At 43.6% G+C, this 14,519-nt stretch carries 10 protein-coding genes; 5 read left to right on the top strand and 5 right to left on the bottom strand.

Annotated features, from left to right (window positions below):
• Positions 1 to 77: 77 nt before the first annotated feature.
• From Q3A68_RS18370 to Q3A68_RS18350, 5 genes are all read left to right on the top strand, one after another.
• Positions 78 to 620, top strand: a complete 543-nt coding sequence (locus Q3A68_RS18370) for a YceI family protein (protein WP_302902583.1) — start codon at positions 78 to 80, stop codon at positions 618 to 620.
• On the top strand, positions 617 to 1,033 hold the full coding sequence (locus tag Q3A68_RS18365; protein WP_302902582.1) for a c-type cytochrome: 417 nt from the start codon (positions 617 to 619) through the stop codon (positions 1,031 to 1,033). Before Q3A68_RS18370 ends, Q3A68_RS18365 begins: the two co-directional genes overlap by 4 nt.
• 19 nt (positions 1,034 to 1,052) lie before the next feature.
• The gene (locus Q3A68_RS18360; protein WP_302902581.1) at positions 1,053 to 2,102 is read left to right on the top strand and encodes a sensor histidine kinase; all 1,050 of its coding nucleotides are present in this window, start codon (positions 1,053 to 1,055) and stop codon (positions 2,100 to 2,102) included.
• Positions 2,099 to 2,818: a LytR/AlgR family response regulator transcription factor gene (locus Q3A68_RS18355; protein ID WP_302902580.1), complete on the top strand. Its 720-nt coding sequence runs from the start codon at positions 2,099 to 2,101 to the stop codon at positions 2,816 to 2,818. Before Q3A68_RS18360 ends, Q3A68_RS18355 begins: the two co-directional genes overlap by 4 nt.
• Positions 2,819 to 2,985: 167 nt before the next feature.
• Positions 2,986 to 3,822 (top strand): universal stress protein, encoded by an 837-nt coding sequence (locus tag Q3A68_RS18350; protein WP_302902579.1) that lies wholly within the window; start codon positions 2,986 to 2,988, stop codon positions 3,820 to 3,822.
• Between the two features lie 68 nt (positions 3,823 to 3,890).
• On the opposite strand, the gene Q3A68_RS18345 is transcribed toward Q3A68_RS18350, so the two are convergent.
• From Q3A68_RS18345 to Q3A68_RS18325, 5 genes are all read right to left on the bottom strand, one after another.
• On the bottom strand, positions 3,891 to 6,200 hold the full coding sequence (locus tag Q3A68_RS18345; RefSeq protein WP_302902578.1) for a GH92 family glycosyl hydrolase: 2,310 nt from the start codon (positions 6,198 to 6,200) through the stop codon (positions 3,891 to 3,893).
• A gap of 41 nt (positions 6,201 to 6,241) precedes the next feature.
• On the bottom strand, positions 6,242 to 8,428 hold the full coding sequence (locus Q3A68_RS18340) for a hypothetical protein (protein ID WP_302902577.1): 2,187 nt from the start codon (positions 8,426 to 8,428) through the stop codon (positions 6,242 to 6,244).
• A gap of 100 nt (positions 8,429 to 8,528) precedes the next feature.
• Positions 8,529 to 9,296 carry a DUF3823 domain-containing protein gene (locus tag Q3A68_RS18335; protein WP_302902576.1) on the bottom strand — a complete coding sequence of 256 codons (768 nt, stop codon included), beginning with the start codon at positions 9,294 to 9,296 and terminating at the stop codon, positions 8,529 to 8,531.
• Between the two features lie 13 nt (positions 9,297 to 9,309).
• Complete coding sequence (locus Q3A68_RS18330; protein WP_302902575.1) at positions 9,310 to 11,238, bottom strand: RagB/SusD family nutrient uptake outer membrane protein; 1,929 nt, start codon at positions 11,236 to 11,238, stop codon at positions 9,310 to 9,312.
• An 11-nt stretch (positions 11,239 to 11,249) separates the two neighbouring features.
• Complete coding sequence (locus tag Q3A68_RS18325) at positions 11,250 to 14,471, bottom strand: SusC/RagA family TonB-linked outer membrane protein (protein ID WP_302902574.1); 3,222 nt, start codon at positions 14,469 to 14,471, stop codon at positions 11,250 to 11,252.
• Positions 14,472 to 14,519: the final 48 nt, after the last annotated feature.

Below are 14,519 nucleotides of genomic sequence, written 5' to 3'. Positions count from 1 at the left end.
CTTGGCGGTTAGGATTGATGGCCGGAGTCGCCTGGCGTGGCGGCTCCTTTTTACTCTTTTACTTAGAATGTACTATCATGAACAAAACCATTTTATTATTACTTGTACCTCTTTTTACAGCAAGTATTGCAAAGGCTCAATACATACCCGTTGATAAGGAATCAACATTATCTTTCAAGATTGGGAACTTTGGATTTGATGTGAACGGCTCTTTTACCGGGTTTAAAGGTTTGATCTACTTTGACCCTAAAAATGTTACCGCAAGCAGCTTCGATGTAACTATTGACGCGTCGACCGTGAATACAGATAACAGCCTACGGGATGAACATTTGAGAGACGCATCCTATTTCGATGTAAAGAATTACCCGGCAATACATTACATATCATCTAAAATAACCTCATCCGGGAATTCCTTTGTCGCTTACGGGAAGCTTACTATCAAAGGTAGAAGCAAAGACATCAGCATACCATTTACCGCAATCCAGGGAACGGACGAGTACCTGTTTAAAGGAACATTCAAAATAAATCGCAGAGACTTTGGCGTCGGTGGTACAAGTACGATCTCGAACGAGCTGCAGGTATCATTGAATGTGCTGGCAAAAAAACAGACCGCTATATGAAACTGCGTAAAATGGTTATTATACCGGGGTTACTGGCCTATGTGGTGATTAGCAGCGTGGCTGCGGCTACTTCTACTAAGGAAAAAGTAAAATATACTAACCTGAAGGTGCTGCCGAAAGATATCAGCTCAAAAGACCTGCAGGATATCATGGCTGATGATTTTGAGGACGGGTTGGGAGTAACCTGCGGATTTTGCCACGCCAATGCAAAAGATGGACACGGGTTGGATTTTGCCAGTGATGAAAAACCGGAAAAAGAAATTGCCCGCGCTATGATGCGCATGACGCTGGGTATTAATAAAAAGTACTTTCAGGTAAAGCATCCCAACATCGGCAGCAATGCGTTAACAGTTACCTGCACTACATGTCATAAAGGTGAAGCATTCCCTGACGGAGACACTGCGTTGAAATAAATGGATAAAAAGCTATTTAATGTATATTTTCGATAAAGATTACGAAACGTCTTTGAAGGTCAACAAACTAGCATACCACCTGCTGTTCTGGCTGTTTGCCTATTTGTTCTGGATATTTATTTTCCGGAATGGTACGCTGGTGTTTACCCACGCCATTACCATCCAGTTTTGTTACCTCGTATTTATCGCCGGCAACTACTATTTCAACTGGGTGTATACGGTACCCCGTCTATTGAACAATAGGAAATACCTGGCTTTCGGGTTTTGTTTCCTCTCCGGTGTTATAGTAGGTGCTATTCTGCGAGTACCGGTTTCTTATTTAGTTAACACTTATCTTTTTAAGGCTGACACCAGTCATTTTAACACACTGAAGGTCTTTTTTGATTCCTTCGTCAACATCTTGTTCTGGGTAGTATTGATACTGGCTGCCAAACTGATCATCGAGAAAATAAAATCGCAACGGTACATCGAGCAGATAGAAAAAGAGAGGTCCGATAATGAACTGAACTTTCTGAGGGCCCAGTTCAACCCACATTTTTTGTTCAACTCTATCAATTCTATCTATGCCCATATAGATAAAACCAATAAAGAGGCACGAGAGATGTTGCTTGTTTTTTCGGAAATGCTGCGTTACCAATTGTACGAATGTAATGTTGAGCAGATAGGGTTGGAACGCGAGATAAACTATATCCGCAACTACATCGCGCTGCAAAAAAGCAGGATCGACGAGCGTATACAAGTATCATTCTGCGTTGCTGAAGCAAATGGCAGTCTGCTGGTGCCGCCGCTTATCCTGATTACTTTTATTGAAAATGCCTTTAAATATGTCGGCTTTAATGAGTCGCGTGAGAATAAAATAGAGATTCATCTTAAGCATTATGATAATGTACTGGAGTTTTCGGTGTTCAACACCAAAGATTCCTTTATCGATCATGCACTCGGAGCATCGGGGTTGGGCATTGCCAATGCAAAGCGGAGGCTGGAACTGCTTTATCCCGACAGGCACAGTTTAACCATCGACGACCAGGAAAATACCTATACCGTTTGCTTAACTTTGAACGATCTATGAACTTGAATTGCATAGTTGTTGATGATGAGCCAATGGCCCGCAAGCTATTGCAGGAGTATATCGAGGAAACTGATTTCTTGACGCTGGTGGGTATTGCTGAAAATCCGCTGAAGGCAATTCCGTTGTTGAAGACTAATGATATCGACCTGGTATTCCTCGATGTGAATATGCCCAAAATGAGCGGCATGGAATTTCTGAAATCATCTACCAATTTACCGATGATCATCATGACAACGGCTTATGGCCAGTATGCTTTGGAAGGCTATGAAATGGCGGTGGTGGATTACCTGGTAAAGCCCTTTTCATTAGAACGCTTTATTAAAGCTTGTCAAAAAGCATTGGAGCTGAAAGTGCTTCGTTCAAAAAAAAGCATACCGGATAAACCCGAATCGGATTACTTCTATGTAAAAAGCAATAATAAGATTGAACGTATAGTTTATGATGAATTGCTTTACATTGAAGCAATGGCGAATTACATTACGTTGTATACTCTTTCGGGAAAGCTGGTGGTATATCTGACTATCAAAGGCATCCTTGAAAAACTACCCCAACAGCGTTTTATACAGGTTCACAAAAGTGTGATCGTGAATGCTGATAAGATCAAGTCCATCGAGGGGCATATGCTATACCTCGGCGATGCCAAAATTACCATGAGCGCCGGTTTTCATACCGAGGCGATGGATAAGATTTTGAAGGATAGGTTTATTAAAAGGTGACCCATAAAAAAAAGACGTTAATACTTGCCTTCTGATCACAACATGATTTCCATCACGTTTGTATTTGTATCGTGTCATTATTTACGGAACTTTATAATCAGATATTTACGGATGATATTGGGATAAGAAGAGCTTTAATACTAATTCCTTTTCCATCAATTAAAACCATGAAAAAAATAAGCGCAGCCTTCGATGGTTTGAAGTTCTCAGAAAGCACTTTAACCTATGCAATCAAACTGGCCCATGCTAGCAAAGCTATGCTTTCGGGTATATTCCTGGAATCGTTTCTATATCACGGCTACAAGATGCAGGACCTGGTGGGGGCACACGGCATTTCAGAGGTAAAAATGAGGCATCTTCTAGAGAAAGATACCGAAACAAGGCTTAAATCAAGTGCGGTTTTTGAACAGGCTTGTAAAAATGCAGGTATTAAATACGCTGTTCATCATGATGAAAGCTTTGCTTTACAGGAACTAGTGAAGGAAAGCATTTATAGCGATTTAGTACTGATCAGTGCTGACGAAACACTTAGGCATGCGACAGAAAAAAGGCCAACACATTTTCTACGGGAATTGCTCTCGCAAACTCAATGTCCGGTTTTAATTGTACCAGATAAGTATACAGAAGTCGAAAAGGTAGTGCTATTGTATGACGGCAGACCATCTTCCGTATATGCGATTAAAATGTTTAACTATATGATGCCCTGGTTGCAAAACAAAGAAACTGAAGTAGTTTCAGTTACAGACCCAAAAGATATGATAGACTTGCCCGACCAAAATCTTGTTGAGGAATTTATAAAATGTCATTACCCGGGCGCAACTTATACGCTTTTAAAAGGTGATCCTGAGGAAGAAATAGTAAACTATTTAAAAAGCGGCAACCTTAATAGCTTAGTGGTATCGGGGGCGTATCAACGGGGGCAGGTCTCACGCTGGTTTAAAAGCAGTATGGCCGACAGATTAATGGGTGAAATTAATATGCCATTATTTATCGCTCACTATTAGAACAAACAAAAATCTCCGGCTTCCACCGGAGATCTAATCAACCAATTACGCTCAATCCCGTAAGCGCATTATTTTTCGTTCGACAGCGAATAAGGGAAATCACTGGCTTTAACACCTCTTTGTTTGTTTGGCGTGGCCGACATGTCGTAGTTCAGTACGGCGCCTTGCAGTAATGTTTTATGATCGAAATAGTTCAGATCATAAGGCTTGCCATTATAAGTAAGCGTGCTCACATATTTATTGGCAGCACTGTTGTTTGGCGCATTGATCACCACCTTTTTACCGCTTTCCAGGTTTACTGTGATTTTGGTAAACAATGGTGCCCCTAACACGTATTGCCCTGCAGCCGGGCAAACCGGGTAAAATCCTAAAGCCGAAAACACATACCAGGCGGATGTTTGCCCGTTGTCCTCGTCGCCGCAATAGCCATCCGGCGTAGCTTTGTACATTTTGTTCATGGTTTCGCGCGCCCAGTATTGGGTCTTCCATGGCTCGCCAGCATAATTATATAAATAGATCATGTGCTGAATCGGCTGGTTGCCATGTGCATACTGCCCCATCCCAGCAATCTGCATCTCACGTATCTCGTGGATCACTTCGCCGTAGTAACTATCATCAAAAATTGGTGGCAGGGTAAATACCGAATCCAGTTTGGAAACAAATTGCTTTTTGCCTCCCATCAGGTTAACCAAACCCTGTATATCGTGGAACACTCCCCAGCTATAATGCCAGCTGTTACCTTCAGTAAAGGCATCACCCCATTTAAATGGATTGAAAGGCGTTTCCCATGAGCCATCTTTATTTTTGCCGCGCATTAAACCAGTGGATGGGTCGAACAGGTTTTTGTAGTTCATGCTGCGTTTTTTGTAAATACCAATTTCCGATTCGGGCTTATTCAGCGCCTTACCTAATTTGTAAATGGCAAAGTCATCATAAGCATATTCCAGCGTACGGGCAGCATTTTCATTGATTTTCACATCATAAGGCACATAACCCAGCTGGTTATAGTACTCCACACCACGTCGGCCTGCAGCACGCGGACCAGTATTGTTAGCATCGTGAATTAATGCTTTGTATAGGCTTTCGATATCATATCCGCGTAAACCCTTCAGGTAAGCTTCTGAAACAATTGACGCTGAATTATTGCCTACCATCACATCCGCATATCCGGGGCTCGACCATTCCGGCAGCCAGCCGCCTTCTTTATAGTCGTTCACCAGGCCCTCCTGCATTTCTTTATTGATAGAAGGATAAACCAGGTTTAGGAAAGGATACAAGGCGCGGAATGTGTCCCAGAAACCAGTTCCGGCAAACATGCGACCGGGTAATACTTCGCCGTTGTATGGGCTCCAGTGTACGATCTCATTTTTTGCATTGATCTCATACAGCTTATTCGGGAAGAACAACATACGGTAAAGGCAGGAATAAAAAGTGCGCTGTTGATCCGGCGTGCCACCTTCAATTTGCAGTCTGCCCAATGTTTTATTCCACACCTGTTTTGCTTTTTGTGTAGTTAGGTCAAAACTGTCATTACCCAACTCGCGTTTCAGGTTCATTTCGGCTTGCTCTATGCTGATGAAAGATGAAGCTACTCTCATGTGCACTTTCTCGCCTTTCGCTGTTCTGAAGCCGATAACCGCACTCGAATGTTTGGAATGCACTTCGGATGAGTCTACCTGCGTGCTGTCACTGAACAAACGGGTCAACGTAATCGGCTTATCTACATAGATCACGAAGTAATTTTTAAAGTTCTTTAATGGTCCCCATGAGTGGCGGGTTGAATAACCAATGATCTTCTTTTCACCTGGAATTACTTTTACATACGATCCCTTGTCGAAAGCGTCGATCACGATAAATGAGCTGTCGCTTTTCGGAAAAGTAAAGCGGAACTGTGCGCTGCGCTCGGTGGGCGCAATTTCTGTCGTCACATCATGATCGGCCAGGTAAACACTGTAATAGTATGGTTTTACGATCTCGGTTTTATGGGAAAACCAACTCTGGCGGTCATTTTGGGTCACTTTTAAATGACCAGTTTCAGGCATAATGGCAAATTGCCCGTAATCGCCCATCCATGGTGAAGGCTGGTGGGTTTGCTTAAAACCATTGATCTTGTAGGAATCATAGGTATACTGCCAACCGTCGCCCATTTTACCAGTCTCGGGCGTCCAGAAGTTCATGCCCCAGGGCAATGCAATGGCAGGATAGGTGTTTCCGTTGGAAAGATCATACCTGGATTGTGTTCCCATCAGCGGGTTCACATAGTCGGTCAGCGTGGTTGGTTTTTGCGCAAATACGGAGAATGGCAGCAAAAAAAATAAAAATAAAAGCGGTGATTTCATGTATTTGTATATGTGCTTATAGCGACGAGTTTTACTCATTGCTATAAAAGTTAATTGCAAAAAGTTTTGGCTCCGGAACTTTACCATTCTATATCCACTTTAATGCCATCCGGACTATTATCAAAACCCAAATAAACCGTATGCGACCATTCATCCCAGGATGATTTCACCTCTTTAACTGGCCGGCCATTATGATCAGAAACGGTAATTTTTCCTGGTTTCGAAGGTAATAAAACACGCGCACTATTTATGGTATTTACAGGACTTTTAGCTATAAATGAATAACTATTTTGCGTCGCCTTACCATCGTATATCCTTGAGGCTGATGCCAATACCTTTGGCTGCTTTTTATCTACCACGCGGCTCAGATCGTACAGCAATGATTGTTCACCTGGTTGAACCACTTTCTCGCCCAAAACAGGCAATTGCGGGTCGAACAGATCGATAACCGGGCCTTTTACCGTGTAAGGTTTCCTATCCGCGTTCTCATCCAATACCGAAATAATATCGTAAGGACCACGCTCCAGGTAAAAGTTGTTTTTGAATACCAGTTCACCTGCATGAGCATCTTTTTCATAGGCCGTTTTTATCTCTTTAATATATTTTTCATCTTCGCCTGCCTGCATGGCAAACTCTTTAGGGTTCTGGCGGATAACATAAACGGTGCCTTTGCCAACGGTATATCTGTCTTTACCCCCTATAAGGGAAATTCCCAATAGCTTGAACAGATGCCCAGATGGCGTTTTGTATTTCTGGCCCTTGGTGTTCCACCACTCCATTACTGATTGATATGGATCATCGTCGCGGCCGCAGTAAACCAACACGCCTCCTTTCTTCACCCAGTCGGCAATATGCTGATGCACTTCCGGGCTGTTCGGCTTCATGTTCGAGTAACTCATCACCAAAACTTTGATGTCCTTCAATGTTGGTGCATAAGCCAGGTTCTCCATGTGTACAGTTTGTACAGGAACACCGCGTTTTACCAATGGCAGGGTTTGTCCGTAGAAATTTGAGAATTGCGGGTCCTCAAATCCATTTTGCGTAGGAAAGCGCTGAAACATCAGTGAATTACTCATCAGTACCCCGATACCGTTTACACCGTTCACTTTGTTTTTTGATAGCGGCATATCATTGAGCGCATGGATCATCACCTGCATCTGGGTTGAATAAAATTTCGGTATCAGCACCATTGAGTCGCTGTGCGCAACCTTATATGGATGGGTGTAGATACGTTCTGGCCAGGGCATCACTTCGTAATTATCCACCATCGGGTACAAAATTTCGGCGGTGAAGGTTGCCTGGTAGTTGCGTTTGTAATCAGCCCAGTCGCGTGGCCGGTCTTCGATAGGGTCAGTCAGGAAGAATAATTTTCGGCCCGTCGGCGCGGTCATGGAAACCATTGAGCCGTATTCAAGAAAAGCATTTTCAAAAACGCGTTCTTTCTCCTTACCATTAAAGTAAGTAGGCTCACGCGAAGTACCTGTCCACACCTGGGCAATGTAACCATCAATTCCTGGTAATGACGCCAGACTAGCCTCTGGGCTAACGATCTGCCAGGAAGAGTAGTTAACTAATGAGTGCGTAGCGATATAAACTTTGATATCCTTGCCTTTGCTTTTGCCGTATTCTTTCGCATAACTGGATACTTTTTTTATAGCGTCATAATATAAATGATATTTCAGCTTGCTTGACAGGTAAGTATTCTCAGACGATTCGTGCTGTGGCCTCCATGGGAAACCATAATATTTTTGCCATTCTTCTTTAAAAGGTGCGCTGTATCCGGCGCGGGCCCAAAATTCAGGCTCTTCTAAAAATATGGTGGTGATGTTAGCATCAATTACCCGTTTTACAACGGCGGTTTTCATGTATTCGATAAACGATTGTACAGGCACCACGTAAGGCATATTTTTACCGTGAAAGATGGTATCACCTTTTTGAGTTACCTGCCCCACACCGAGGTGATTTTTACCGTCCCATTTCCCCAGGAAATAATCATAATAGCTTCCCCAGGCAATGCCGGTCATAAATGCGGTTTGATAGCCTTTATCACGCCATGATTGTACACGTTGCTCAAAAGTTTCTCCCTTACGGTCATTCGTGCCGTAAACAATAGCCATGTCGGACCGCACATCGATCTGCGGTATCCAGGAACTGCTGGTTTGGAATGTGGTTTTTTGTCGCGGATGTTCCTTAGCCGAATCATACTTCTGCGCATATGCTGTACATGAAACTGCCAGTAAAGAACAAAGCAGGGTAGTCTTTTTCATTTAGTATTAAATATAGGTGTTTTAAATAGGTAGATGTAGTGTCGCAAAAGGTAAATGAAGGGTCTTGAAAAAGGAGGGCCGGAGCCCTCCCCTAGTTAAATCATGGATATTTTACAGATACAGGTGTGCTATAATTGTATTCGTCTAATCCGGCGTTTATCCGCGCGCCAATCCGAAAATAAACATCCTGCTGCGGTAGCGCGCCAGGTTTTGTAGTCAATGTGAGCGTATTAGTTAAGAGGCTATCAGTTTGATGGGCAGTACTGAATGAATTGAATGGCGAATACCTTATGTCATAATTGTTGTCACCGTCGTATTTAGTATTACTTACATACAGGTTAACATCGGTAATTAGCGACTGGTATGCGGGATTTGTAGTGCCTCTTGATATTTTAAATTTGACTGTAACTGTGCTGTCGGCATTAAATACCGGCTGGCCAACCCAATCGATCCTCAAAAAAGGTTCCACTTTAAAAGTGAGATGAGTTGTAGTGTTGGTGCCTTTTATGGTGATGTTCTGGCTTTGATCAGATGTTACTTTACCTGTACTATCAGTTTGCACCAGCGGCACAAATGGGCCTTCAACCGATGCATTGTAGGTAGCGGCGAATATTTTGGTGTTGTTAAATGTACCATCCTGCATCGATTGGAAATAATACGGTGTAGGATTGGAGCTATAACTTGTTTCCAATAATTTCACTCTTGTGCCACGGCTGCCAATTTCAGTCTGTACTGTATTCCCTGTGCCGGCATCTATCGTTTCGCCGGTGATTGTGTTTGATGGCGCAGGATAATTATCAAGTTTTGAACATGAGCTGGCCACTATTGCTGCCAGGCCAAATGCTAAATAATATAATCTCTTCTTCATTGTCTTTCAGTGATTAATAACCGGGGTTCTGTATTAAATTAGGGCTCTTTGAAATCGCTCCGCCTGGTATTTGTTCATAATACCATTTAGGGTCGTAGGTATACACGTCGTTGCGCTCGTCGGTACGGGCATCAAAGAAATACTTACCTGCCGTTGATGAGTAGAAAGGCATTAGTACGCGATAGATAGTACCGTTCTGTTCCTTATCGAATATTCTCCATCTTCTCAAATCCCAGTAGGTTTTGTTTTCAAAGGCCAGCTCTTTTCTTCTCTCTTTGCGGATGGTATCGATGGTCATCGCACTTGAACTTGCCAGCGGAATTGCACCTGCTCTTGACCGGATCTGGTTAATGATCGTAAATGCATCGTTAATGTTAGCAGAATTAGAAGTTCCAAGCTCATACTCTGCTTCGGCGCGGTTTAATAAAACTTCTGCATAACGCATCTCAATCCAGGTTTGCGTTTCGTTGTTTTCCAAAACTTGCGAAGTAGGCAGGTTAGGATCCAACCATTTACGAACAGAGAAGCCTGAGATAGCACAAGTCTGATCGCCGGTAAAAATACCGCTTGCACCTGCGGGGTTCATTTTTGAACCATTGGGCAAAGTGAAAGCCTGTTGACCAGCATCAGCTCCTTGTACCAGGTTGCCTGTAGGGTATTGCGATTTTGAACCGGCAGGTAATAGCGGACTAATGCCACCTGCTGATGGCCCTGTGTAAATGGCACGACGTATTTCGATGCTTTCTCCTTTAAACAGGTCACCTGGTAATATCACCGATGCCCTTAAGCGCGGCTCTGCATTGGCAAACATATCCATTGTGTTATTGAACAACTGGTAGTGACCGCCGGCATCCAGATTTTGGATAGTACCATTTGCATTTTTAGGGATACCATCAAACATCTCCACAAAATTGAGTGTTGGGTTTACTTCTGAAGAGTATCCGTTAGGACCGATCAACTGGCGTGGTACGTTATAAGCATCGTAGCCATGTACAGAATTCGGATAGTTATACTCTCTTACGAAAACAGTTTCAGAGCTTGTGGCATCAGAAAACAAGTTCACAAAGTTTTGGTATTGCGCAGCTTTATCTGTTGATGACCATCCTTTCAAATACAGGCTGTATACGCCCTCCAAAGTTTTAGCCGCATCAACTGCCTGCTGGAAATATCCTGCTGCTGCACTTGCGGGGATACCGCAAAGCTGATTCTGGCTACCATCAAACAATGTAATGGAATTGTATTTTGCGATAGTACCGGCATAGAGCATTGCTCTTGATTTAAATGCTGCTGCTACATACTTATTGGCCCGGCTGCCATCTTTATAATCCATATTAACATCTGGCAGATTCGCGATCGCAAAATCAAAATCGCTTGCAACCTGGTCCCATACAGCTTTCTCAGACGAACGGGGGATTTTCAGCGGTTCAGTACTTCCGCCAACTGTATAATCCAATGTCTTGTTAACGATCGGCACACCGCCAAAGCGTTTTACCAGTGCAAAATAGGTCATACCACGAACAAAGTAGGCTTCACCTAACCATTGATTGATTTGATCTTTGTTAAAGTTACTGGCGTATTTAGGCAATGTTTCAATAAAATAATCACAATCATGGATTACGGTATATGATCCGTGCCAGATATCCCAGTTCCATCCGCCAAAGTTTTCCTGCATGGAGCTTGTCTGATCACGGCTCAGCGCCTCGCCGGTTGTAGCCGGGGTTGGGCTGATGATCCAAAAAAAGTTGAGCCCTCTTGCAGGCGAATACCTGAAATCTTCTATTGGCAACTCGCTGTATAAACGTGCCATATATGCCTGTATACCGGGGCTGGATGTAAAAACATCCTTGTCCTGAATAATATTGGGCGGCGGTATACTTATTTTCCGGCATGCCGATCCGCATACCGTTAAAATTGCAATTATTATATATATGTATCTTTTCATGATTGCTCTGATTAAAATTTCACATTTAAACCAACATTGAATACTTTGTCAAGTGGATATAAATACCCATACATGCCTGTTGGGTGCTCCGGATCGACATACTTCACCTTTGTCCAGGTTAGCAGATTGTAACCATTGGCAAATATTCTGAATCCGTGGATGCCGATATGTGACAAGAGTGTTGATGGCAGGGAATAACCTATTTCCGCGCTCTTCAGCCTTACATAAGCCGCGCTTTGAAAGTTGAATGACGATCCGGTATTTGCCGTTGTGCCGGTATAGGCAAACTGACCAGGTACCCATACTGTATTTGGATTGTAAGGATCGGCGTTCGGGTTAGCAGGGTGCCAGTCGTTCATGAACTGAGTTAAAGCGCTGCCACCTCCCCAAAGCGGGATATTCAACTGTTCAATATAAGAGATGTCGATCTTGGCGGCTCCCTGGAACAATAAGTTAAAATCAAAGCTCTTATATGAACCGCCCAGGCTAAGACCATAGGTTATCTGAGGTGTAACAGTACCGCCATTCGGATTGCTGCCGTAAGCTATTGGGTGATTATCATTCCCATCGATCTGCCCGTCACCGTTCCAATCCTGGTAAGCGTAGTCACCTACCACGGTACCCCTGCCTACAAATACCGGGCTATTCAGTATCTGGCCGTAGTTTTGATATTGTCCAGCACTGCCTAACCCCCATTGAATGGCCTGGTAACGGTTGCTATTATTTTGTTGCCAGTCGAGGTAAGAGTTACCATGTTTAGACTCAGCAAATTTAACCCAGTTAGTGCGGGCGTAAGAAAATGTACCCCGGACATTGTAGTTAAACTTGCCGATATGGCTCCGGTGGGTCACCTCAAAATCAAAGCCTTTTGTGCGGTCGCTGTTCAGGTTTTCTTGGGGCAGGTCTGTGCCCAGCACGTCCGGCACCTGTGCAGTACTAGCGGAGAATAACCCGCTTCTGTTACGTATGAAGTAATCAAATGTAAAGCCTAATTTACCTTTCCACGCATCAAAATCGATACCGGCATCAAAGGTGTGCGATGTTTCCCAACTGATATGAGGATTAGGTAAAGATGTAGCCTGAACTGCGTTTAAAAAGCTGTTGCCAAATACCGATCCGCTTGGAACCTGGTTATTATTACCACCTGCAGGATAATAATATCCCTGCAAAAATTGGAAGTACAGGGTATTATCGTCACCCAGCACTCCATAAGACCCGCGCAGTTTCAACTGATCAATAAATGATAATGCTGAGGAGTTTTTCCAGAAATCTTCTTCAGAGATATTCCATGCAGCTGAAGCCGATGGAAAGAAACCACTTTTTTGACCAGGAGGAAATTTTGATGATTCGTCATTTCTGAAACTGAACTCAGCTAAATATTTGCCTTTATAATCATAGTGCAACCTGCCCACAACCGAGTTGGTGGTATAATGATATAAAGTACCATCCTGGGAAGCCTGCTGATTGAGTGCATTACCTGCAAAAATCTGGTCTACTGGTATTGCCAGTTGCCTGTATGCAGCAAAGTTATCGGCCTGCTGGTCATTACCTTCATACAGCAATAATGCACTGATGTTGTGGCCACCTTTAAATGTGTGGTCATAGTTGATTGACAGCTGATCTGTATTCTGCGGATAATTGTAATACTGCCTTTGTACATAGCTTGGAGCTCCTGTCAGATGTGCTGTGTAAGTTTGTGTAGCATCATTATAGGTATACAGGTTATATGCTTTATCAAACGATTTATTATCCTGTATCTGAGCGTTATAACTGTACATAGCCTTAATAGAAAGCCCGTCAACAAAAGGCACTTTATATTCAAGACTCATTAAACCATTAAAAAATCTATTGTTTTGATTGGAGTAACCGGTAAGGTCGGCATTTTCATAGGCTATCGGGTTGCCGTTGTCTACCTGACCTTGCAGATAGTAAGGCGCTGTGTTATTGGCATAAACCGTCTGGATAGGAAGCTCACGCCAAGTCTCCCTGGTGGTCCACCAAACTGAAGTGACCGGCGCGGTTTTCTGATCCATAATAGCGCTCAGATTCAAATTTACCGTCAGGTTTTTGGTTATTTTACTGGTAATGTTTGAGCGTACGTTATAGCGTTTATAAGACAAATCATTGCTGGTTAAAAAACCATTCTGACCTGTGAAACCGCCGCTCAGCATATAAGTGGTTACGTCGTTGCCACCGGTTGCGGTAAGGTTATGCTGCTCCTGGAAAGCAGACTTTTTGAAAACTTGATCGTACCAGTCAGTGCTTTTCTTTGCCCCGCTTGTATAGGGACCAAAGTCCGCTGGCGTATAGACAATCCTGCCGCCGTTAGCCTGGTGCATGGACTGTTCATTTACCAGTGTCATGTACTGAATTGCATCGACAGGCTTCGGAAGCCCCGATGGCACCTGGGAACCAAAAGTTCCTGAATAGTCCAGTTGGAGCGCTCCCTTTTTACCCTTTTTAGTAGTTACGAGAATAACGCCGTTTGCAGCTTTAACACCATAAACCGAAGCCGAAGCATCTTTCAAAACTGATACGCTTTCGATATCGTTCGGATCCAGCCTTGCCAGGATGTTGCTCGACCCTGTTGAGTTATCGCCGGTACCGCCTGTAACGCCAAAATCAGGCATCTGCACACCGTCAACCACGATCAATGGATTGTTACCAAAGCCGCGGATAGAAATATTGTTGTTAAAGTCGCCTGGTTCGGCGGTGTTTTGCATCACCTGCAAACCGGCAACTTTACCGGTCAGCATGTTCTCCACGTTTTCGTTCTTGGTGGTTTCGATTTCCCTGTTGGTAACTGAGGTTACCGCGGTGGTTAATGACAGTTTCTTTTGACTACCATAACCTACCACCACCACTTCGTTAAGTGCTGAGGCGTTTGGCGCCAGTGAAATCGTAAGCTGACTAAGGTCCTTCAATGTTACTTGCTGAACTATGTAGCCGACATAAGTAAACACCAGCGTTTGGCCGGCACTTGCATTAATAGAGAACTTACCTTTTAGGTCAGTTACGGTCCCTTGTTCGGTTCCTTTCAATTTAATAGAGACACCGGGCAATGTCTCCCCTTTTTCGTCCAGTACAGTCCCCTGTACTTTCCCTGTTTGTGCATAGGCAGAAACCGACAGGCACAGTGCCAGCAGCAATGCCAGAGGCGGGGAAATGAGGATCTTGATTTTAGCCAGGCAGAGGTCGGTCAGCCGGCTTCGACAGGTAAAAGATTTCTTCATAAATAAATAGGTTGGTTGTTGGTTTATAAAATGCCCCGGATCAACGAT

Origin of the sequence: Mucilaginibacter tolerans, from assembly GCF_030519375.1 — a bacterium.
Taxonomy (GTDB): domain Bacteria; phylum Bacteroidota; class Bacteroidia; order Sphingobacteriales; family Sphingobacteriaceae; genus Mucilaginibacter.
This window is presented reverse-complemented; position numbering and strand designations above follow the sequence as displayed.

What these genes read in the sequence shown, in the direction of transcription:
- Q3A68_RS18370 (WP_302902583.1), top strand. Translation starts at nt 78, where the DNA reads ATGAACAAAACCATTTTATTATTACTTGTACCTCTTTTTACAGCAAGT.
- Q3A68_RS18365 (WP_302902582.1), top strand. Translation starts at nt 617, where the DNA reads ATGAAACTGCGTAAAATGGTTATTATACCGGGGTTACTGGCCTATGTG.
- Q3A68_RS18360 (WP_302902581.1), top strand. Translation starts at nt 1,053, where the DNA reads ATGTATATTTTCGATAAAGATTACGAAACGTCTTTGAAGGTCAACAAA.
- Q3A68_RS18355 (WP_302902580.1), top strand. Translation starts at nt 2,099, where the DNA reads ATGAACTTGAATTGCATAGTTGTTGATGATGAGCCAATGGCCCGCAAG.
- Q3A68_RS18350 (WP_302902579.1), top strand. Translation starts at nt 2,986, where the DNA reads ATGAAAAAAATAAGCGCAGCCTTCGATGGTTTGAAGTTCTCAGAAAGC.
- Q3A68_RS18345 (WP_302902578.1), bottom strand. Translation starts at nt 6,200, where the DNA reads ATGAGTAAAACTCGTCGCTATAAGCACATATACAAATACATGAAATCA.
- Q3A68_RS18340 (WP_302902577.1), bottom strand. Translation starts at nt 8,428, where the DNA reads ATGAAAAAGACTACCCTGCTTTGTTCTTTACTGGCAGTTTCATGTACA.
- Q3A68_RS18335 (WP_302902576.1), bottom strand. Translation starts at nt 9,296, where the DNA reads ATGAAGAAGAGATTATATTATTTAGCATTTGGCCTGGCAGCAATAGTG.
- Q3A68_RS18330 (WP_302902575.1), bottom strand. Translation starts at nt 11,238, where the DNA reads ATGAAAAGATACATATATATAATAATTGCAATTTTAACGGTATGCGGA.
- Q3A68_RS18325 (WP_302902574.1), bottom strand. Translation starts at nt 14,471, where the DNA reads ATGAAGAAATCTTTTACCTGTCGAAGCCGGCTGACCGACCTCTGCCTG.